Below are 22,443 nucleotides of genomic sequence, written 5' to 3' on the forward strand. Positions count from 1 at the left end.
AGCGTAGACAGCAAGAAAGCAGGGTTGAATAGTGATTGAGCTTCGAAACGTTAACTTCAGTCGGTCGACGTCTTAACTGGTGCGGAAGACAATATCATGTTATGAAAGAATAATGATTCAGCAAATAGCAAAGAGCTTGAAAAACTCTGCAGAATTGAGTAAAATCAAGCTAAAATATGCTTATAACGAAGGAGAAATAGATATGTATACTTGTGCCAGCTGTACGGTTCTAGCCTGTGCCAACAATGAGCCGGATAAGATGCCAAAAAACTGCCCGATGCGGAATACTTCCGTCATGAAGAACTCCCGTGACGGATATGACCTGCCTGAAAACCACGATTTCTATATCAACTGTTCGTCCATCGAAGGACTTGGTTACTGCCAGTGGCCCCGGCTGAAAGAAACGATAGAGTTCTGTAAGCGGATGAATTACCACAAGCTTGGCCTTGCATTCTGCAAAGGGTTGCGGAAAGAAGCCCGCATCGTGGCCGATTTACTCCGGGCACAGGGCTTTGAGGTAGTGTCAGTCATCTGCAAGACGGGCGGCATCTCAAAAGAAGAAGTCGGTATTCCGGAAGAGGTCAAAATACATCCGGGTGAATTTGAGGCCATGTGCAATCCCATCGCACAGGCAAAGCTGTTGAACGAGCAGCAGACCGAGTTTAACATTGAGATCGGTCTGTGCGTCGGACATGACTCGATGTTTTATAAATATTCGGATGCAATGGTCACGACACTGGTGGCCAAGGATCGTGTTTTGGCTCATAATCCCTGCGGTGCTATCTACTGTGCAGAGGGATATTTTAAAAAGCGGCTGGAATAAAACATTCCTTCATTGCATTATTGAAGAAGACACGCATGTGGGAGTTGTCCTGCATGCGTATTTTTTGTACCTGTTCTTAAATGACAAGTAAAATTGTCAAAATATATTGACAAGGATAGTTGTCAATGCTATAGTGAAGATGACAAGAAAAGTTGTCAAAGGAGTAAATGCATATGTCATTACTTAATCAGTTAAAAGAATATCGTTCCAGGCTCGGTATCAATCAGACTGAGCTTGGAAAGCTGGCAGGAGTATCAAGACAGACCATCAGTTTAATCGAGCGGGGGGACTATTCACCGTCAGTGGCGTTGGCATTGAAGCTGGCAAAAATCTGTGGGGTTCAGGTGGAAGATATTTTTCAGTATGAGGAGGATGAGTCATGAAACAGGAAATGAAAGTCAACAGTTATCTTAGAGGCGTCAAGATTATTGCGATCGCCTGTGTGATTGGCAGTGTGATCGGCGGAGGAACAGGAATGCTTCGTTTTGTATTACTGTCACGTGGAATTATATTGAACAGTGCCTGGGCGTTGCAGCAGATCAGAAGCATGCTGATTCCAATTCTGGGGGTCATTTTTGCAGTGACTGTGTTGCTGGAGGAAATCTGTATGCGGAAACTGAAAGGAATCTGCGTGTGTCAGCCGGCGGCGGATGATGAAGAATGTGATCGGTTGGAATATGAGGAAGAAAAAGTTGGAGCTTTTGCGACGAATCTGAGTGTACTTTCACAGGTGTTGAGTATTTTCTTCCTGACTTTCGGTTATTCCATGAAATATATTGAGGCAGAGAACCATGCGTATTCATTCCTTGTGGCATGTGTGATATTTATTGCTATCTATGTATATCTCTATTTTTGGCAGATCCGGTATGTGAAGCTGCTTCAGAAAACACATCCGGAGAAGAAAGGTGATCCGTCTTCCCCGAAATTCCAGGAGCAGTGGCTGGATAGCTGTGATGAAGCGGAAAAAGAGGTGATTTACCGCAGCGCTTATAAAGCGTATATGACCGTTAATCGCACGATCCCGGTGATTCTCATTCTGGTCATGCTTGCAAATCTCTATTTTGATACCGGCATGCTTGCAGTAATTGTCCTGGCGGTGATCTGGATGCTGGCACAGTTTACTTATACTGGAAGTTGCGTGAGGATGAAAAAAAGCAGTTTCATGTTTCCAGAAGATCAAAAATAGGGTATAATAAAAAATATGAAAAGCGGGAGGGCATGCAAATGGGAATTTATTTGTATCAGCCGTCCACGCTGTTTTGGAAAATCTACTGCCGCCAATATGATTACGGCATATGTTTTACATAGTTTCTTTATAAATATAGGTTAGGATAAACTAACTTTGTTATTCACACATGTAATGCTGTCTCATAGAATAGTATTATGATATAAAATCAATAGAAAGGAAAACATAAAATAAATGAAAATCTTTTTTGGTATACTGATTCCATTTCTTGGAACGACGCTCGGTGCAGCATGCGTATTTTTTATGAGAAAAACACTTGGAAAATCGGTGCAGCGGGCACTTGCGGGATTTGCAGCAGGTGTGATGGTTGCTGCCTCAATCTGGAGTCTTCTGATTCCGGCCATAGAACAATCTGCGAATATGGGAGTTTTCTCCTTTTTCCCGGCATTTGCTGGTTTCTGGATTGGCATATTGTTTTTACTTGCACTTGATCACCTGATTCCACATCTTCATGTAGGAAGTGACCAGGCAGAGGGACCGAAAAGCAAACTTGGCCGCACTACAATGATGGTATTGGCGGTTACACTGCATAATATTCCTGAAGGTATGGCAGTCGGTGTAATGTATGCAGGACTTCTTGCTGAAAATACTCAGATTACAGCTGCAAGCGCCCTTGCTTTATCCCTTGGAATTGCGATTCAAAATTTTCCGGAAGGAGCGATCATATCCATGCCGCTTAGAGCCGAGGGAGAAAGTAAGGGAAAAGCATTTTGGGGTGGTGTGCTTTCAGGGGTGGTTGAGCCGGTTGGCGCAGTACTTACAATCATTGCTGCGCAGCTGGTAATTCCGGCATTGCCCTATTTATTGAGCTTTGCAGCAGGAGCAATGCTTTATGTTGTAGTAGAAGAACTGATTCCGGAAATGTCGCAGGGGTCGCACTCCGATGTTGGTACGGTCTTCTTTGCGGTCGGATTCAGTTTAATGATGGTTCTCGATGTGGCACTTGGATAAGAAATAGAGCTGATTGGAGACTGGAAAAGAAGAAGCTACCTGTGTTATACTGTTTTATAAGATTGGAAATCGATTAAATGAACCGAAATGCAAAGGGAGAACATGAAATGAGCAGAGAAAGATATTCGATTATATTCAGTAGTCTGACAGGTAACACCAGACAGCTTGCAGATGCGATTTATGAAACATTGCCAAAGGAAAACTGTGATTATTTTGGTATAAAAGAGACCGGGCAGCCGCTATCAGAGATGCTTTATATTGGTTTCTGGACAGACAAAGGAAACGCAGATCAATCTACGCTGGAACTGCTGTCCAGTCTGAGAAATAAAAGGATCTTTCTGTTCGGAACCGCTGGTTTTGGTGGAAGTGATACCTATTTTCAAAAGGTACTTGAGCATGTCAGACAATCTATCGATGAAAGCAATACGATTGTAGGTGAATATATGTGCCAGGGAAAAATGCCGGAATCTGTGAAAAATCGTTATTTAAAGATGAAGGAACAGACAGAGCATCCGGCTAATATTGATGCACTGATTGAAAATTTTGACCGTGCCCTGTCACATCCCGATGCAGATGATTTGGACAGACTCAGAAATCTTCTCCTGTGATATGTCAAATTTCAATGACACGGGAGATTATGATTTATGAACATTCAGAATTTGCTTTTATTTCTTATGGAACTGATCGGGACCATTGCCTTTGCAGCTTCCGGCGTAATGGTAGGCATTCGTAAGAATATGGATTTGTTTGGAGTCTGTGTTCTGGGAACTGTGACGGCGGTGGGAGGCGGAACGATCCGTGATATTGTGCTTTGCCAGATACCGTCGGCGTTGCTGGAACCGATTTATGTGGAAACATCTGTAATAACAGCACTTTTAATCTTTGGATTTCTCTATTTTAAAGCAGATAAAAATGCTGCCAGATTTCATAACAGCTATGACAGGGTGATGCAGCTCATGGATGCAATAGGTCTTGGTATTTTCACTGCAGTTGGAGTCATGACAGGAATCAAACAGGGCTATACAGACAATACATTTTTGCTCGCATTCCTCGGTACGGTTACAGGTGTGGGCGGTGGTCTGCTCAGAGATATGATGGCCGGGAATCCACCCTATATTTTTGTAAAGCATATTTATGCATGCGCTTCGGTGATGGGGGCAATGAGCTGTATTTTCTTGTATAGGCAGTTTGGAGAACTTCCGGCAATGATGATTTCTTCGATGCTCGTTTTTATGATCCGTCTGCTAGCAGCGAAATATCGCTGGAATCTTCCCAGGGTTCGTTAATCTGACCTTATCAAAATGTAAAAAACTGGATATATCCGTAAAGCCAGATAGGTAGTAGTATAGTGCTCAACGAATGACGAGGAGGCAACGTATTATGAGCACGAAAGAACTTACAAATGAAAAACAGACAATTTCTGTATCAGAAATCGCAATCACTGGAGTTTGCATTGCACTTACCTTTATTGCGACAGGATTTATCAATATCCGGCTTCCGATTGCAGCTAATGGCGGACTGGTCCATCTGGGAAATGTACCGCTGTTTCTGGCAGCAATTATTTTTGGAAAACGTACTGGCGCAATGGCTGGTTCGATTGGAATGGCATTGTTCGATCTGATGGGCGGCTGGGTGCTGTGGGCACCGTTTACTTTTGTAGTTGTAGGTCTGATGGGATACAGCGTAGGCGCAATTACCGAGAAACATCATGGATTCCGTTGGAATGTACTGGCCATTGCTGTTGCCTGTGTGTTAAAAATCGTAGGATACTATATTGCAGAAGGTATCATTTATGGAAACTGGATTGCACCGGCAGCATCCATTCCGGGCAACCTGGTTCAGATTGGTGTGGCAGCTGTTCTGGTTCTTCCGATTGCAGAAGTAGTCAGAAGAGCCATTCGCAGATAAGAAAAAATTGCATGAACGGCGGGAGAGAGAAAGTCTTCCGCCGTAGGTGCATATACAGGAGGAATAAGAAGTAATGTATAAGATTATGACTCCCGGACCGACACAGGTACGGGAAAATGTACGCAATGCAAGAAGTCTTGCCTGCACGAATCCGGATCTGGATCCGGCATTTTACGATTATTATAAGGAAACCTGTGAATTAATCAGTGAGCTCCTGGAAACGAAAAATACAGCCTATATTCTGGATGGGGAAGGGATTCTTGGTCTGGAGGCAGCTTGTGCGTCTCTGACAGAACCTGGAGATCAGGTCCTTGTTCTGGATAACGGTGTCTATGGAAAAGGATTTGCAGATTTTGTAACGATGTATGGCGGACAGGTTACTTTTTATGAAGCCCCTTACACCCGGGCACTGGATGTAGATGCTTTTCGTGCATATTTAAAAGAGCATCATGATTTTAAATATGCAACGCTGGTACACTGTGATACACCAAGCGGAGTTCTGAATCCGGTAGAGGAGTTAAGCCGTGCTCTTCATGAATACGGCATTATGACGATTGTTGATTCTGTTTCTGCTATGTTTGGTGAACCGCTTCGTGTGGACGAGGGACAGATCGATATTGCCTGTGGAGGTTCACAGAAAGCTCTTTCGGCACCTCCGGGACTGACCTTTGTGACAGTCAGTGATGCAGCCATGAAAGCCATGGAAGAGAGGAAAACACCGATTGCGTCTTTCTATGCCAATATTCTGGTGTTCAAGGATTATTATAAGAATCTGTGGTTCCCATATACGATGCCAATTAGTGATATTTACGGACTGCGTGCGGCGCTGGAAAATGTAAAAGCAGATACTGGTCGTTATGACCGTCATAAGAAGTATGGCGAGATGACCAGAAGGGCAGTTCAGAAGATGGGGCTGTCTCTCTATCTGGAAAATGGGTATTCCAACACGGTTACCGTTATCCGCATTCCGGAAGGAATGACAGCTGTAGATATTTTGGAAACTATGAAGAAAGATCATAATATCATGATTGCAGGAAGCTTTGACGTGCTCACCGGACAGGTCATCCGTATCGGACATATGGGTGAAAATGCGAATGAGCAGGATATAACGGAGACGCTTCAGGCACTTGAGCAGACCGTGAGCAGTCTTAAAAAGAAATAGTTGTATACAATGATACAATTTTGTAAAAATTAACGAAATTTTAACACTGTCTTTATTTTCTTTCGTATTTTTCGTTGATTGACGAAAGAAGAGATTGTCTTTATAATGAATGACAAGCAAAGGCGCTGGATCAGAAGATTCAGTGCCTTTTTCTTTTATTCGCAGTAACTATGCGGTGGGCCCGGAAGAAATGCTAACGAAGGAAAAATGAGGAGGAACGTTTATGAGTGGAGAAATCTTAGAGTCCGTAAACGGTATAGTCTTTGGTGTCTGGTTTTTGATCGGCGCCGCCCTGGTATTTTGGATGCAGGCTGGTTTTGCAATGGTAGAGGCGGGATTTACCAGAGCAAAGAATACCGGTAATATTTTGATGAAAAACCTGATGGACTTCTGTATTGGAACCATCGTATTTATTCTGATTGGTTTTGGATTACTGTTAGGTGAAGATGTGGTTGGTCTTATTGGAAGACCGGGATTCGATATTTTTACTAGCTATGCAAATTTTGACTGGTCCAATTTTGTATTTAATTTAGTGTTCTGCGCAACTACCGCAACGATTGTATCCGGAGCTATGGCAGAGCGTACCAAATTTTTATCTTACTGTATTTATTCCGGTGTCATTTCGGCAGTCATTTATCCGATTGAGGCTCATTGGATCTGGGGAGGAGGCTGGCTTTCACAGATAGGCTTCCATGATTTTGCAGGTTCTTGTGCCATCCATATGGTAGGAGGTCTTTCTGCACTCATCGGTGCCAAAATGCTTGGACCCCGTATTGGAAAATTTGTAAAAGACAAATCCGGAAGAATCACAAAGGTCAATGCATTTCCAGGACATAACCTTCCCCTTGGCTGCCTTGGATGTTTTATCCTCTGGCTTGGCTGGTACGGATTTAACGGTGCTGCTGCAACTTCTGTAGAACAGCTTGGTTCTATTTTTCTGACCACCACCGTAGCTCCGGCAACTGCGACTGTTGTCTGCATGATCTTTACCTGGATCAGATATGGCAAACCGGATGTGTCCATGTGCCTGAATGCTTCTCTGGCAGGTCTGGTAGCCATTACCGCTCCCTGTGATGTGACAGATTGTTTCGGCGCACTGGTCATCGGTGCTGTATCCGGTGTTCTCGTAGTCTTCGGTGTATGGTTCCTTGATTATGTGCTGAGAGTCGACGATCCGGTTGGTGCAGTTGCTGTTCATTTCTGCAACGGTGTCTGGGGTACTCTTGCAGTAGGTCTCTTTGCAACTACTTCTGCACCAGGTAATGATACACTGACTGGTCTGTTCTATGGCGGCGGATTCCAGCTGCTGGGCTTACAGATCTTAGGTGTTGTCAGTGTATGTGCATGGACAGCAGTCACTATTACGCTGACTTTCCTTATTATTAAGGCAACCGTCGGACTTCGTGTCAGCGAGGAAGAAGAGATTGTTGGTCTGGATGCATGTGAGCACGGTCTTCCGAGTGCATATGCAGGATTCAGCATCATGGATGTATCCAATACCATGACCATGGATGTAAATGAAAACACGGATCTTGGTCAGGACAGTTATGTGGCTGCTTCGGAAGCACAGAAAAACGCAGCAGTGAGAGTGATCAATGCAGCAAATACTGCAACTGGTATTTACAAAGTATCCATTATCTCCAGACTGTCCCGTTATGATCAGCTGAAGAAAGCCATGAATGATATCGGAGTTACCGGTATGACCGTTACCCAGGTTATGGGCTGCGGCGTACAGAAAGGAGCGGGAGAGAAGTATCGTGGAGTTGAGATGGATGCAACCCTGCTGCCTAAGGTAAAAGTAGAAGTCATCGTTGGAAATATTCCGGTAGAAAAAGTGGTCGAAGCTGCCAAGAAGGCACTGTATACCGGACATATCGGAGACGGAAAGATCTTTGTTTACAATGTAGATAAGGTTGTGAAGGTAAGAACTGGTGAAGAAGATCTGGATGCTCTGAAAGACGTAGAATAGAATTTACAATGATGGAAAAATAAAAGAAAGGGATGTCGGTTTTCCGGCATCCCTTTTCGTCGTGATACTGTATGATTTACTTAAGCTGTTTTTGTATCTGATTTCAAAATGCATTTGAACAGGAAGATACCAAGCATGGCAACTGCAAATACAATACCTACAGGATAGCTGATAGAAGCGCTCAATCCAAGACCTTCACCGGCCATCATAATGTATGTACAGGAAACTGCAGACATGAAGGTTGCCGGTACAGCTGCGATAAAGCTTGCATTCTTGCTGACAAATTTAGCAAGATAAGTAGCGCCTGCCCACAGAGCGATCATAGCAAGTGTCTGGTTGGACCAGGAGAAATATCTCCATACAACATTGTAATCAAGGAAGGAGATAAAGTAACCAACCAGCAGCAGCGGGAAGGAAAGTGCAAGACGTTTTTTCGGGTCTTTCTGATCAATCTTGAACCAGTCTGCGATAGTCAGACGGGCACTTCTGAATGCGGTATCACCGGAAGTAATCGGGCATGCAATAACACCGATCATAGCCAGAACACCACCTACAGGTCCAAGGAGTCCGATGGACATCTGATATACGGTAGTAGAGTTTCCGCCGTTAGCAGCTGCAAGACCGGTCATCAGTCCGCCGGTTTTCTCGTAGAATGCACATCCTGCTGCAGCCCATACAAGAGCAATGATACCTTCAGCAACCATAGCACCATAGAAGATTCTCCGTCCATCTTTCTCAGAGGTCAGACATCTTGCGATCATCGGTGACTGAGTAGCATGGAAACCGGAAATTGCACCACATGCAACGGTAATGAACATGAATGGCCAGATCGGTTTTCCGTCCGGATGAAGGTTCTGTAATGTCATCTCAAGCATCGGAGCAGAACCGTTTACATTATTTACAATAGTAGCGCCTGCGATGCCGATTGCCATAATGATCAGGCAGATACCGAAAAGCGGATACAGCTTTCCGATGATCTTATCGATCGGAAGAAGTGTAGCCAGGAAATAGTAAATCAGAACAATGATTGTCCAGAATTTAACATCCAGTACATTCGGAGTCAGCAGAGCCAGAAGACCTGCAGGACCAACCATGAATACAACGCCTACCATAACAAGCAGAACAACGGAAAAGACACGCATAACAGTCTTCATTGTTGGCCCAAGATAGATGCCGGTAATCTCAGCAATACTTGCACCGTCATTTCTCATGGAAAGCATACCACTTAAGAAATCGTGGACAGCACCTGCGAAAATGGTACCAAATACGATCCAGAGCATAACGCTCGGACCCCAGATAGCGCCTGACAGAGCTCCGAAAATTGGTCCAAGACCTGCAATGTTCAGTAACTGAATCAGGAATGCTCGCCAGGGAGCAATCGGAGCATAGTCAACTCCGTCTTCCAGACGTGTACAGGGAGTTTCTCTGTCGTCCGGGTGAAAGACCTTCTCTACGAATGCGCCATAGGTTGCATAGCCGATGAGAAGTAGTGCGAGGCACACAAAAAATGTAATCATAAATACCCTCCTTTTGACGGATCTATCCGTCATGCTTCTTATGCCCATAGAATAGCACAGTCGATTTGAAAATGAAATACTTTTTTCTGAAAAAATTTATATTATTTATATTTTTTTAATTATTGTGTCGATAAAGTGAAAGCGTTTATATAAAGATTTCGTTAGGGGGATAATAAAAATCATGAAAATAGATCCGATATTAAGGCAGATTGACCAAAGATAAAAAAATGTGAAAAATACAGAAAAAAGATTAACCTTTAAGCCGGATTAAATGTTAATATAAGAGACAGGAAAATGAAAATGCTAAGGAGAGATTGAAAATGATACTGAAACAGACAAAGAAGCTGACCCTTGCGGCCATGTTTTTTGCCATTGGCCTGATTCTTCCTTTGTTTATTGCACAAATCCCAACGATTGGACAGATGCTGTTACCTATGCATATTCCGGTATTGCTGTGCGGATTGATTGTAGGATGGGAATATGGCCTTGCAGTAGGTTTTTTTCTTCCACTTGTCAGAAGCATCCTTTTTGGAATGCCGGCTATGTTTCCGAATGCCGTTTCCATGGCCTTTGAGCTGGCCACCTACGGACTGGTGATTGGATGGCTCTATGGACATTCCAGATGGAAGTGCGTAAAATCGCTGTATCGTTCCCTCGTCGGAGCAATGCTGGCTGGCCGTATTGTATGGGGCGTTGTGAGAATTGCTCTTCTGGGAATCGGCAGTGTTCCTTTCGGGTGGCAGCTGTTTCTGGCAGGTGCGTTCTTCAATGCGATTCCTGGCATTATCCTTCAGCTGGTCATGATTCCAGCATTGATGATTGCTTTAAATAAGGCAAAGATTGTCCCGTTTCACAAAATGGATGTCCATCATACAGCAGGATCGGAGAACTAGATGATATGGAACAAGTGTTAAACGGTATATTAGAACGAATAGAGAAGATACACGAAACTACGATTCCTTTGCTCATTGCCATTGATGGACGCTGCGGTTCCGGAAAAACAACGCTTGGAGAGGCTCTTGCAAAGAGACTTCATGCAAGCCTGATTCATATGGATGATTTCTATCTAAGGATGGAACAGCGAACAGAAGCCCGTTTTCAGGAACCTGGTGGAAATGTAGATTATGAACGATTCTTTACGGACGTGATACAGCCTTTGCAGAGAAACAAGGATTTTTCTTATAGGCCTTTTGACTGTCGCATCTGGGATCTTGGAACGCCTGTTACGGTAAAAGCAACCCCGATTACTGTAATTGAGGGATCTTATGCATGTCATCCATCTTTATTTAAATATTATGACCTTTGGATATTTCTTACCGTGGATAAGGAAGAACAGATGCGCAGAATTTTAAAAAGAAACGGGCCGGAAAAAGCAGAGATGTTTCGAAATCGCTGGATTCCTCTGGAAGAACATTACTTTTCCAGTTTTGAACCAGAAGACCGGTGCCAGCTTGTATTTGATACGACGCATACGAAGCAGATTTAAAGGAGAACTTGAATATGAAAAAATTATATCTGGAATGCTATTCTGGCATCAGTGGAGATATGACGGTAGCCGCATTGTTGGATCTGGGAGCAGATCAGAAGGTGCTGAGGAAGGTACTTAAGAGTCTTCCGATCCAGGAATTTGATATTCGCATCAGCCGCGTAAAAAAAGCGGGACTTGATGTGTGTGACTTTGATGTGTTACTGAATGCGGAATTTGAGAACCATGATCATGATATGGCATATCTTCATCAGGGGAAAAAACATTCTCACGGGCATACTGCTCACGAAGCACACAGTCATAGTCATCGGGGAATGAAGGAAGTAATGGAAATTCTTGAAAAAACAGATATGACCAGACGGGCATATGAAATAGCGGTAAAAATTTTTACAATTCTTGGAGAGGCAGAAGCAAAAGCTCATGGAACCACGCTGGAAGAAGTTCATTTTCATGAGGTTGGTGCTATTGATTCTATTGTGGATATTGTAGCTGCTGCCGTGTGCCTTGATAATCTGGATATAAGTGAGGTAATCATTCCTTTCCTTTATGAGGGAGGGGGAACGATCAGGTGCCAGCATGGAATACTGCCAGTACCTGTGCCGGCAGTTGCCAACATTGCTGCCGCACATCATTTAAAACTTCATCTGACAGGAGAACAAGGAGAGTATGTGACTCCGACAGGAGCTGCGATAGCAGCAGCGATCCGGACTTCAGAAGTTCTGCCAGATGCATTTAATATAGAAAAAATTGGACTGGGAGCCGGAAAAAGAGAATATGAACGACCTGGAATTTTAAGGGCATTTCTCATTAATACGCCTGTTATGCCCAGTCATGTGAAGATGGATTCTATATGGAAACTGGAAAGTGATATTGATGACTGCAGTGGGGAGGTGCTTGGATATACCATGGAATGCCTTCTGGATGCAGGTGCAAGAGAAGTACATTACCTTCCTGTACAAATGAAAAAAAATCGTCCTGCGTATGAATTGTGCGTTCTGTGTCTGGAAGAAGAAATTCCAATTATGGAACAGATTATTTTTTCCAACACCACAACGATTGGAATTCGGCGATGCCGGATGGAACGTACGGTGCTGACACGGGAAATACAAATCGTGGAGACGTTTTATGGAGCAGCAAGAGTAAAAATCTGTACTGTTCTAGACGGAGAAAATTCAGAATCAGTGAAAAGATGCTATCCTGAATATGAAAGCATTATCGATCTGTCCCGAAAATCTGGAAAATCATACCAGCAAATATACCAGATGATTGTGGAAGAATGGAACAAAGCAATTTGAGGTATTCGGTAAAATGTGCAGAAACTGAAAATATTCCTTGCATTTATATAAAAAAATAGATATAATTTTAAGCGTTTAGTGATTTATTGAATTAAAGTAAAAAATTTATTTTTATAAGTTCAGAATCCTAAAAAAGAGAAAAAGAGAAGAAAGAGGGAAACACAAATGAAAAAAAGATTAGCAGGAATTCTGCTGAGCTGCATTCTTGCAGTATCTCTTACTGCATGCGGTGGAGGCTCTGATAATTCTGCTGCAGCTGCAGATTCTACCACAGCTTCTGCAACGACCGAGGTAGGCGGCAAGGTAGTACGTGTCGCAGCAGTAGATCCTCAGGTAGCATTGGATCCGCAGCAGTTCACTTACAGTATTGTAATGAAGATCACCGATAATGTTACGGAATCTTTGTTGACTACTACAGCAGATGGTCTGGTACCGACACTCCTGACTGGTATGCCGTCCATTTCTGATGACAACATGACTTATAGTTTTGAATTGCTGCCGGATGTGAAATTCCATGATGGAACGACATTAAAGGCTTCTGACGTAAAATATTCTTATGAGCGTCTGATCAAAATGGCAAAGATGGCTACTCTGCTTGAGAATGTAGTTGGATATGACGAGATGAGCAATGGCGAGGCAGAGGAATTGTCTGGTGTTCAGGTTCAGGACGATACCCATTTCACCATTACCCTGAAAAAACCATATTCACCATTCCTGTCTGTTTTGTCTACTGCATACTGTGCAATTTATCCGCAGGAAGCATGCGAAGCTGCTGGAGACAGCTGGGGTATGACAACTCTGGTAGGTACTGGCCCGTTCAAGATGGACAGCTATCAGAATGGTGTTGGTGTGACTTTGTCACGTTTTGATGACTATCATGGCGGTGCAGTAAAACTGGATGGTGTAAGCTATAAGTTTATTGAAGATGTAAACACCCAGGTTCTTGAGTATCAGAAGGGAAATGTAGATTATGTGGATGTTGACCCGTCTATTTATCCGGTATACTCCAGCAATCCGGAGCTGAAAGATCAGATGCATGGTTTCCAGCCGACTGGAAATTACAGCCTGCTTATGAACTGCAAGACTTATCCGGACGCAAAGGTAAGAGAAGCAATTGCTCTTTCCGTTGACCGCGCAGCTATCTGTGATAGTATTCTTCATGGTACTGCAACGGTTCCGACTTCTTATATTCCGGCAGGCATTATTGGTCATGATGACAGTCTTCCGGAGTTTGAATATAATCCGGAGAAAGCAAAACAGCTGCTTGCAGAAGCAGGATATGCAGATGGCATTGATCTTCGTGTAACTGTAAATACCAAGTATAAAGGAAATGTTGCAATTGCAACTGCGTTCCAGCAGCAGGCTCTGGCAGCAGGTATCAGGGTAGAGGTTGAGCAGGTTGACTCCGCAGCATGGTCTGATATGAAGAAGAGTGGTGGTGTCGACTGCGGTATTAGTAACTGGTATGTAGATTATTCTGATCCGGAAAGTATGCTGTATCCGATGACCAAGACAGAAACAAACTCTAGTTTCTGGCACAATGCAGAATTTGACCAGCTTATGGAAGATGGTATTGCTACCACCGATGAAGCAGAACGTCAGGCAATTTATGCAAAAGCAGAGCACATTATGACCAGAGAAGACTGGGCAACTACTCCGTTATATAATGAGACTAAATTCTACCTGCTGAATCCGAGCATCACTGGTTTCCAGATGGACGCCACATTCCGTATGTTCTGGAAGAATGCAGATATTCAGTAATTAATACAGAATAAAATAAAAATGTTATGGAGAACAGAGGACTGAGATCATTGGCGGCTCCTCTGTTCTCATGTATAGGAGAAAAAACCATGCTTTCATACACAGGAAAACGTTTGCTTCAGACGGTATTTGTACTGTTCGGTATCAGCCTGATCACGTTTATTCTTCTTCAGGTAGTACCGGGAGATCCGGTTGCCCTGATGCTGGAGAAACGTGCAGATCCGGAAACGATTGCCAAAGTGCGGAGTGAGCTAGGGCTTGATCTGCCTTATTATGTGCAGTATCTGAATTTTATTAAAGGTGCAGTTCACCTTGATTTTGGAACTTCCTATTTTACAAAGGAAGTAGTGACAGATGCATTATTTCGCTGCTTTAAAGTAACAGTAAAACTGGCATGTATGTCTTTTGTGTTTGCATCTGCAATCGGTATTCCGTGCGGAATTTTTGCAGCAGTTAAAAGAGGAAAGGGCATTGATTCTGTTGTTATGCTTCTTTCCATCATTGGTGTTTCTGCCCCGGCATTCTGGGTTGCCATTATTCTTCAGATTATTTTTGGTTTAAAACTGAATATTCTTCCGATATCTGGATTTGACGGTGTAGCATCTTACATTCTGCCAAGCGTTGCGCTGGGTGCACGTTATGCAGGAAATATTGCCCGTATTACCAGAACCAGTATGCTGGAAGTCCTTGGACAGGATTACATCCGTACAGCAAAAGCAAAAGGAGCTACACGCTGGGCAGTTATTATGAAACATGCACTGAAAAACGCCATGATTCCGATTGTTACACTGGTAGGAACGGATTTTGGTTACATGCTGACTGGTTCTATGCTGATTGAAAAAGTTTTCTCTATTCCTGGAATTGGAAAACTGGCAGTAGATGCTATGTCAAACCGTGACCTCCCACTGCTGGAAGGTACGGTTATGTATATTGCATTTGTCTTCGTTATTGTAAATCTGATCGTCGATGTTTCCTATGCATTTCTGGATCCGCGAATTCGTTACGGGAAAGGAGCAGCATAAGAGATGGCAAAAAAAATACTTGGATTTTTTAATAAACAGAAACAGTTCGAACAGAATATTATGGATGGCGGCATGCAGTATTCTAGTTTCTATGGAGACAGTCTGCGTCGTCTGAAGAGAAATAAGATGGCAATGTTTTGTGCATGCCTGTTAGGACTGCTTGTACTGATTGCAATTTTTGCACCACTTATCGCACCATATGACCCTAATTATCAGGATTACAGTGCAGTCCTTGGAGGGCCTTGCAAAGCTCATCTTTTCGGAACAGATGAATATGGCCGTGATATTTTATCCCGTATTATTTACGGTTCCAGAGTATCTATCAGTATCGGTATCGTAGCTCAGATTATTGCATCTATTGTAGGTGTAGCACTGGGGTCTCTGGCTGGATATTATGGCGGCTGGGTTGATAGTTTAATTTCCCGTGTAATGGAGATTTTCCAGGCTTTCCCGGATCTGATTTTTGCAATGGCAATTATGACTTTCATGGGAAAAGGGGTCCTGAATCTGTTTATAGCACTCGGACTTCTGACATGGGTACGTACAGCCCGAATGATCAGAGGTTCTGTGATACAGCTGAAGGAAAAAGAATATATTGAAGCAAGCCGTGCATGTGGAGCATCCACTTACTGGATTATTATGAAAGGACTTGTTCCGAACTGTCTTTCTACGATTATCGTACTGGTAACATTAGGTATTCCGAATGCTATTATGTATGAAGCTTCTTTAAGCTTCCTTGGCATTGGTATTCAGCCGCCAACTCCGTCATGGGGTAACATGATTAGTGCAGCACAGACATTTATCAGTTTCCGTCCGGTATACAGTATTATGCCTGGTGTGGCTATTATGATTACAGTAATTGCATTTAACATTTTTGGTGACGGTCTAAGAGATGCTCTTGATCCGAAACTGAAAAATTAGGAGGTATGGGAGATGGCAGAAAAAATTTTACAGGTAAAAAACCTGAAAACCTATTTTCATACCGAGGCAGGTCTGGTAAAAGCGGTAAATGAAGTTTCTTTTGACGTGGAGAAAGGAAAGACTCTCGGTATTGTAGGCGAGTCAGGATGTGGAAAAAGTATCACTTCATTATCTATTATGGGGCTGGTAGAAAAACCGGGGAACATTGAAGGTGGCGAAATTCTCTTTGAGGGAGAGGATCTTCTGAAGAAGACAGAAGTTCAGATGCGTGCGATCCGTGGAAAGAAAATTGCAATGATCTTTCAGGAACCGATGACATCTTTGAATCCGGTATATACAATTGGACAGCAGCTGGTTGAGGCACTTTTACTTCATGAAAATATGACAAAGTCTGAAGCAAAAGAGCGCGCCATTGAAATGTTAAAGCTTGTAAAAATTCCGCTTGCAGAGCGTCGTTTTGATGAGTATCCACATCAGCTTTCCGGTGGTATGCGTCAGCGTGTTATGATTGCTATGGCACTTTGCTGTAATCCGGATATGCTGATCTGTGACGAACCGACTACTGCTCTGGATGTGACAATTCAGGCACAAATTCTGGATCTAATCAATGAACTGAAAGAGAAGACCGGTACTTCTGTCATGATGATTACGCATGATCTGGGGGTTATTGCAGAAGTTGCAGATGATGTTATGGTTATGTATGCTGGAAAAGTAGTAGAGCATGCAACCTGTGACCAGATTTTTGATAAGCCGATGCATCCATATACAGATGGACTGATGAAATGTATTCCGAAACTGGACGACGATGATACAAAAGAACTGAGTGTCATTAAAGGTATGGTGCCGAGTTTTGATGATATGCCGGCAGGATGTGCATTCTGTCCGAGATGTCCGGAAGCACGGGAGATTTGTCGTCAGAAGATGCCGGAGCTTGTGGAAGCTGAAGGCCGTAAAGTGCGTTGCTTTAAATACACAAAGGAGTGGGGGGAAAACATCTAATGAGTGAACTGAATGAAAAAACTCCGCTTCTGGAGGTCCGGAACCTGCGGAAATTATTCCCGGGAAAATCTTCATTTATGAAGAAAGACAAAGCATGGATCAAGGCAGTAGACGGAGTATCGTTTAAGCTGGACGCAAAAGAAACTCTGGGAGTCGTAGGTGAATCCGGATGCGGTAAATCTACGATGGGCCGGTCAGTCCTTCGTCTGATTGAGCCAACAGAGGGTGAAATTCTTTATAAAGGAAAAGATTTTACGAAAGCATCCGGTCAGGAACTTCGCAAAATGCGTGCGGATATGCAGATTATTTTCCAGGATCCGTATGCATCCTTAAACCCGAGAATGACGGTCGGTGAGATTATTGCTGAACCGCTGAATATCCAGAAACGGTATAAAACAAAGGAAGAAACACGGGCACATGTATTGAAGGTCATGGAAGTGGTTGGCCTGAATACCAAATATTATAATCGGTACCCGCATGAATTTTCCGGCGGACAGCGTCAGAGAATCGGTATCGCCCGTGCTATCGTACTGAACCCGTCACTGGTAGTATGTGATGAACCGGTATCTGCATTGGATGTTTCTATTCAGTCTCAGGTACTGAACCTGCTGCGTCAGCTGCAGCAGACCATGGGAATGGCATATATTTTCATTTCTCATAACTTAAGTGTTATCAAACATATTTCTGACCGTGTGATGGTCATGTACCTTGGTCATGTGGTAGAGCTTGCAGATAAGAATGATCTTTTTGATCATCCGTCACATCCATATACACAGGCATTGTTATCTGCAATTCCTGTTCCGGAGCGTCATTCAAAAAGAAAGAAAATCTTATTGCAGGGAGATCTTCCAAGTCCGGCAAATCCGCCGTCTGGCTGTATCTTCCATACACGCTGTTTTATGGCACAGGAGATTTGCTCCAGTCAGAAACCGGAACTGAAAGATGTTGGAAACGGACATTTATGTGCATGCCATTTTTGTGGTGGTTCCTGCACAGAAAACGATAAAAAAGAAAATTAATCCTGGGGAGGGGGAAATATCATGAAAATTACAGAGATTAGAACCTACAAAATGCAGGTTCCGCTTGTACGGCCATTCCGTATCGCACTTGGTCTGATTACTCATGCAGTCAGCTGCCTGGTTGAGATCGAGACCGATGAAGGAATTACAGGTTATGGGGAGGGCTCACCGGGACCGCTGATTACCGGTGAAAATCTGGAAGGAACGGTTGCAACCATTGAACGGCTTAAAGAGAAGCTGATCGGCATGGATCCTTGTGATATGGAAGCTATCTGGACTGTAATGAACCGTGCGGTTGCTTATGACGGCAGTGCCAAGGCAGCAATTGATCTTGCTTGTCATGATATTCTGGGAAAGAAAACAGGTCTTCCGCTTTATAAGGTTCTTGGCGGACTTTCCAATGAAATCGAGACTGATATGACTGTTGGAATTGATGATCCGGAGGTTATGGCACAGCGTGCAAGAGAACACGTAGAAGCAGGGTTCAATGTAATTAAAACGAAGGTCGGCGTTGATTTTGCAACGGATCTTGCGAGAGTACGCGCAATCCGTGAAGCAGTAGGAGACAAAGCGAAGATTCGTCTTGATGCCAATCAGGGATGGAAGGCAAAAGAGGCCGTTGAACTGATCAGCCGTCTGAATGAATATGATATTGAACTAGTTGAGCAGCCGGTTCCACGTTTTGATTTTGAGGGACTGAAATACGTTACCGCAAACAGTTCTGTACCGATCATGGCAGATGAAAGCTGCTGGGACTCCAAGGATGCACTTCATCTGGTTTCTCATCGTGCTGTAGATCTGATTAACATCAAGCTTATGAAATGCGGCGGTCTTTATGAAGCCAAGAAGATTACTGCTATTGCAGAAGCTGCAGGTGTAGAAGTTATGTTAGGATGCATGGCAGAGGAAAGTGGAATTGGTATTACAGCGGCTGCATCTTTAGGTGCTGCATTAAAAAATATTACACGTGCAGATCTGGATGCAACCTTCTCTTTGAAAGAACTTCCATATGAAGGCGGTCTGACAGTAAAAGATACCAGACATCTGATTCTTTCTGATGATCCGGGACTTGGTATTAAAGGTCTGAAAAAGGAGATGCTCTCATGAACCGCATGACAGAGGAAGGCAGAAAACAATTAGAAGAGCTGATTGCTCAGGTCATGAAGGATGGCCAGGCTCGAGGTATTGCAGTTGGAATTGTTGATTCTGATGGACAGATTCAGTATGAAAACTACTTTGGTTACCGGGATGAAGAAAATCAATTACCGATTACGCGTGATACGATTTTCGGAATGGCGTCTGTTACAAAATCTTTTACGGCATTGGCTATTATGCAGATGCAGAAAGACGGACTTTTGTCGGTAGATGATCCGGTATCCAAATATGTTCCGGAATTTACGAATAAAAACCTGAAAGAGCCAGTAAAACTCTGGCATCTGATGTGTCATAGCGGAGGATTTTTCCCTCTTCCGCGTATTGTCATTAACAAAACTGCACAGGAAATGGGAATTGAAGATTCTTTGGAAGATGAGTTGATTTATCGTGAAGACTTTGCGGAGGAAGGTGTCCGCAGAGTGGCTGAACGCCTTGATGAACAGACTCGTTTTACCGGACGTCCAGGACAGCGTCTGAGTTACTGCAATGACGGTTTTGGTCTCCTTTCCGATATTGTACGCCGTCATTCCGGATACGGCTCTTTTGCAGAATATCTCGATAAGAAAATTTTGAAACCGCTTGGTATGGACCGCAGTAATATCAGTTTCATCCGCAATACACTGGATGACAATGCCGCCACCTTATATTCCTTTGAAAATGGTGAATGGAGAGCTGACAGAGATTACCAGAATGATGCGTTTGTCCTTCATGGCGGTGGTGGTATGAAGTCTACGATGGGAGATATGCTGAAATATGCTGTTATGTATCTCAATGAAGGAACTGCCGAAAATGGGAACCAGATTGTGGATCGTTATTCCATTCAGGAAATGGGAAAACCACGTCAGTTTATGAAGCCAGGAGTCTATTATGGTTATGGACTGGAAACGAAACAGCTGGAAGACCGTGCTGTTTATGAGCATGGCGGAAGTCTTCCTGGGGTATCTTCCAACTTCTCTTTCTGTCCGCAGGAAGAAGTTGGAATCGTAGTACTTTGCAACACAATGGATGTCTCTGTGGCAGCAATTGCCGATGCAGCATTAAGAGCATATTGTGGTCTGGATGTACAGGAAGTACGTCAGAATCATAATATACGCAGCTGGAGCAGACAGGAAGTGGAAGAACTTGCAGGACGTTATGTATCTGGAGAAGGTGATACCTTTGAGCTTACAGAGGAAAACGGAACATTGTCCATGAAAGTTAACGGAAATCCGACAGATCTTCAGGCTGTTTACCCATGGCAGGGAATGGTTCGGAAGAAATATTCTGACATTTATCTTACTGCAATTCGGGATGAAGAAGGTCATGTGTATGCTGCTCACTATGGAAGCCGTATTTTCCCAAAAGAAATGAATTAATTGCTAAAAAAAGTCGCATAAATATGCGGCTTTTTTTAATATATGCTTGCAATGAGAATAAGAGCAAATTATAATGATTAATTGTTATGATATATACGGAGGGGTAAGAAATGAAACGAGAAAAATTCAGTTCCCGTCTGGGATTCATCCTGGTATCAGCAGGATGTGCGATTGGAATCGGGAACGTATGGAAATTCCCATATATGTGCGGAGCTTATGGTGGAGCAGCATTTATTCTGATTTACCTGATTTTCCTGCTTATTATGGGCATTCCGGCCATGGTCTGTGAGTTCACTATCGGACGTGGAAGCAAACGAAGTGTAGCACTGGCATTTGATCAGATTGAACCGGAGGGCACTTCATGGCACAACATGAAATATATTGGCATTTTTGGCTGTTACCTGCTCATGATGTTCTATACAATGGTTGGCGGCTGGATGATGTATTACTGCTTCAAGAGTCTGCGGGGTGATTTTGCAGGTACCTCACCGGAAGTGATTACACAGGCTTTCAGCAATATGCTGGTAGATTATCCGACCATGATTTTCTGGACGGTTCTGATCTGCATCATCGGTTTTGCAGTCTGTATTTTTGGCCTGCAGGCAGGAGTGGAGAAAGTATCGAAAATTATGATGACGGCGCTTCTGGTTGTGATGGTGGTACTTGCCATCCATTCCGTATTTTTAGAAGGCGCTGGAGCCGGAGTCCATTTTTATCTGGTTCCGGATTTTGAAAAGATGGTAGAGACCGGTATCGGAAATGTAGTGTTCGGTGCTATGAGTCAGGCATTTTTTACTTTGTCTCTTGGTATTGGTGCCATGATGATCTTCGGAAGCTATCTGGATCATTCCAGAAGTGTGACCGGTGAGGCCATTAATATTACGATTCTGGATACCTTTGTGGCATTGACCGCAGGATTTATCATTATTCCGGCATGCTTCGCTTACGGAATTGAGCCGGGCGCAGGTCCGAGTCTTGTATTTATTACATTGCCAAACATTTTCGCACAGATGCCGGGAGGATTTTTATGGAGTGCACTGTTTTTCCTGTTCCTGACCTTTGCAGCACTGTCCACGATTATTGCGGTATTTGAAAATATTATTGCATTTGATATGGACCTGTTCGGATGGACCAGAAAGAAGAGCGTTCTGGTGAGTGCAGTCCTGGTGATGATCCTGTCCATGCCGGCAGTTCTTGGATTTAATGTACTGTCCTTCTTTCAACCCCTTGGTGAAGGAAGCACGATTATGGATCTGGAGGACTTCATTGTATCCAATAACCTGCTGCCGCTGGGAAGCCTGGGTTATCTTCTCTTCTGTACCAGAAGAAACGGCTGGGGCTGGGATGCATTCATTAAGGAGGCTAATTCCGGAGACGGACTGAAATTCCCGACAGGATTAAAAGCCTATGTGGCTTGGGGAATCCCGGCACTGATCGCATTTATCTACCTGAAAGGTTACTATGACAAATTCAGCGGTCAGGGAACTGTAACGCTGGTATGCTGGATGGCTGCGGCAATCGTATTCCTTGGATTTATCTGCTGGTGTGCACTGAAAAAACCGGCTAAGAAATTGTAAATTGTAGTTCATTGGAAACCAACCGGCCGCAAGTGACCGTCTGTGAGCGGAACCGATCGCGCTAAGTCCTCGATCCAGCGGTACTAACACTCAAACATCGCTGAACGCTCGTTCTCGTGAAGTACCGGGACTGCGGACGTTCCTTTCACAGACGGTCACTTTTATCCGGCTGGTTGTTATAAACAGTAACAGAAATATTTCAAAGGCCACCCTTCTACGAAAAGAGGGTAGCCTTTTTTTCTTGCTCTGTGATACACTAATATAAGAAGAACGTTCG

21 protein-coding genes are annotated in these 22,443 nt (G+C 43.6%); 20 read left to right on the top strand and 1 reads right to left on the bottom strand.

Annotated features, from left to right (window positions below; genetic code table 11):
• Positions 1-202: 202 nt before the first annotated feature.
• The 9 genes from ACZMB2_RS11190 (at position 203) to ACZMB2_RS11230 (ending at position 8,059) form a co-directional block, all read left to right on the top strand.
• Complete coding sequence (locus tag ACZMB2_RS11190) at positions 203-823, top strand: DUF1847 domain-containing protein (protein WP_118770074.1); 621 nt, start codon at positions 203-205, stop codon at positions 821-823.
• Positions 824-996: 173 nt separating this feature from the next.
• A complete protein-coding gene (locus ACZMB2_RS11195; RefSeq protein ID WP_308459204.1) occupies positions 997-1,206 on the top strand; it encodes a helix-turn-helix transcriptional regulator in 210 nt (69 codons plus the stop codon).
• Positions 1,203-2,009, top strand: a complete 807-nt coding sequence (locus ACZMB2_RS11200) for a DUF3169 family protein (protein ID WP_487596818.1) — start codon at positions 1,203-1,205, stop codon at positions 2,007-2,009. Before ACZMB2_RS11195 ends, ACZMB2_RS11200 begins: the two co-directional genes overlap by 4 nt.
• 234 nt (positions 2,010-2,243) lie before the next feature.
• Entirely contained in the window at positions 2,244-3,020 is a 777-nt protein-coding gene (locus ACZMB2_RS11205) for a ZIP family metal transporter (protein ID WP_487596819.1), read from the top strand.
• Between the two features lie 107 nt (positions 3,021-3,127).
• Positions 3,128-3,628: a flavodoxin family protein BilS gene (gene bilS / locus ACZMB2_RS11210; RefSeq protein WP_487596820.1), complete on the top strand. Its 501-nt coding sequence runs from the start codon at positions 3,128-3,130 to the stop codon at positions 3,626-3,628.
• Positions 3,629-3,664: 36 nt separating this feature from the next.
• Positions 3,665-4,306, top strand: a complete 642-nt coding sequence (locus ACZMB2_RS11215) for a trimeric intracellular cation channel family protein (RefSeq protein WP_487596821.1) — start codon at positions 3,665-3,667, stop codon at positions 4,304-4,306.
• A gap of 94 nt (positions 4,307-4,400) precedes the next feature.
• A complete protein-coding gene (locus tag ACZMB2_RS11220; RefSeq protein WP_487596822.1) occupies positions 4,401-4,928 on the top strand; it encodes an ECF transporter S component in 528 nt (175 codons plus the stop codon).
• Between the two features lie 73 nt (positions 4,929-5,001).
• The gene (locus ACZMB2_RS11225; protein WP_487596823.1) at positions 5,002-6,090 is read left to right on the top strand and encodes a pyridoxal-phosphate-dependent aminotransferase family protein; all 1,089 of its coding nucleotides are present in this window, start codon (positions 5,002-5,004) and stop codon (positions 6,088-6,090) included.
• A gap of 223 nt (positions 6,091-6,313) precedes the next feature.
• On the top strand, positions 6,314-8,059 hold the full coding sequence (locus ACZMB2_RS11230) for an ammonium transporter (RefSeq protein WP_487596824.1): 1,746 nt from the start codon (positions 6,314-6,316) through the stop codon (positions 8,057-8,059).
• A gap of 80 nt (positions 8,060-8,139) precedes the next feature.
• On the opposite strand, the gene ACZMB2_RS11235 is transcribed toward ACZMB2_RS11230, so the two are convergent.
• On the bottom strand, positions 8,140-9,576 hold the full coding sequence (locus ACZMB2_RS11235) for a carbon starvation CstA family protein (RefSeq protein WP_487596825.1): 1,437 nt from the start codon (positions 9,574-9,576) through the stop codon (positions 8,140-8,142).
• Positions 9,577-9,896: 320 nt separating this feature from the next.
• Between ACZMB2_RS11235 and ACZMB2_RS11240 the strand changes: the two genes are divergently transcribed.
• The 11 genes from ACZMB2_RS11240 to ACZMB2_RS11290 all read left to right on the top strand — a co-directional run bounded on the left by ACZMB2_RS11240 (position 9,897) and on the right by ACZMB2_RS11290 (position 22,166).
• The gene (locus tag ACZMB2_RS11240) at positions 9,897-10,469 is read left to right on the top strand and encodes an ECF transporter S component (protein ID WP_487596826.1); all 573 of its coding nucleotides are present in this window, start codon (positions 9,897-9,899) and stop codon (positions 10,467-10,469) included.
• Positions 10,470-10,474: 5 nt separating this feature from the next.
• Positions 10,475-11,062, top strand: coding sequence for a uridine kinase family protein (locus ACZMB2_RS11245; RefSeq protein WP_487596827.1), 588 nt, complete (start codon positions 10,475-10,477; stop codon positions 11,060-11,062).
• Between the two features lie 14 nt (positions 11,063-11,076).
• Complete coding sequence (gene larC, locus ACZMB2_RS11250) at positions 11,077-12,357, top strand: nickel pincer cofactor biosynthesis protein LarC (protein ID WP_487596828.1); 1,281 nt, start codon at positions 11,077-11,079, stop codon at positions 12,355-12,357.
• A gap of 165 nt (positions 12,358-12,522) precedes the next feature.
• Entirely contained in the window at positions 12,523-14,118 is a 1,596-nt protein-coding gene (locus ACZMB2_RS11255; RefSeq protein ID WP_308459215.1) for an ABC transporter substrate-binding protein, read from the top strand.
• An 89-nt stretch (positions 14,119-14,207) separates the two neighbouring features.
• A complete protein-coding gene (locus tag ACZMB2_RS11260) occupies positions 14,208-15,140 on the top strand; it encodes an ABC transporter permease (RefSeq protein ID WP_308459216.1) in 933 nt (310 codons plus the stop codon).
• Positions 15,141-15,143: 3 nt separating this feature from the next.
• The gene (locus ACZMB2_RS11265) at positions 15,144-16,061 is read left to right on the top strand and encodes an ABC transporter permease (RefSeq protein WP_308459217.1); all 918 of its coding nucleotides are present in this window, start codon (positions 15,144-15,146) and stop codon (positions 16,059-16,061) included.
• A 12-nt stretch (positions 16,062-16,073) separates the two neighbouring features.
• A complete protein-coding gene (locus tag ACZMB2_RS11270) occupies positions 16,074-17,060 on the top strand; it encodes an ABC transporter ATP-binding protein (RefSeq protein ID WP_118770061.1) in 987 nt (328 codons plus the stop codon).
• Positions 17,060-18,079: an ABC transporter ATP-binding protein gene (locus ACZMB2_RS11275; RefSeq protein WP_487596829.1), complete on the top strand. Its 1,020-nt coding sequence runs from the start codon at positions 17,060-17,062 to the stop codon at positions 18,077-18,079. The genes ACZMB2_RS11270 and ACZMB2_RS11275 overlap by 1 nt, the downstream gene beginning before the upstream one ends.
• A gap of 21 nt (positions 18,080-18,100) precedes the next feature.
• Positions 18,101-19,186 (top strand): mandelate racemase/muconate lactonizing enzyme family protein, encoded by a 1,086-nt coding sequence (locus tag ACZMB2_RS11280; RefSeq protein WP_487596830.1) that lies wholly within the window; start codon positions 18,101-18,103, stop codon positions 19,184-19,186.
• On the top strand, positions 19,183-20,589 hold the full coding sequence (locus tag ACZMB2_RS11285) for a serine hydrolase domain-containing protein (RefSeq protein WP_487596831.1): 1,407 nt from the start codon (positions 19,183-19,185) through the stop codon (positions 20,587-20,589). Before ACZMB2_RS11280 ends, ACZMB2_RS11285 begins: the two co-directional genes overlap by 4 nt.
• Before the next feature lie 110 nt (positions 20,590-20,699).
• The gene (locus ACZMB2_RS11290) at positions 20,700-22,166 is read left to right on the top strand and encodes a sodium-dependent transporter (protein ID WP_487596832.1); all 1,467 of its coding nucleotides are present in this window, start codon (positions 20,700-20,702) and stop codon (positions 22,164-22,166) included.
• Positions 22,167-22,443 lie beyond the last annotated feature (277 nt).

The organism is Hominiventricola sp. (assembly GCF_057604405.1).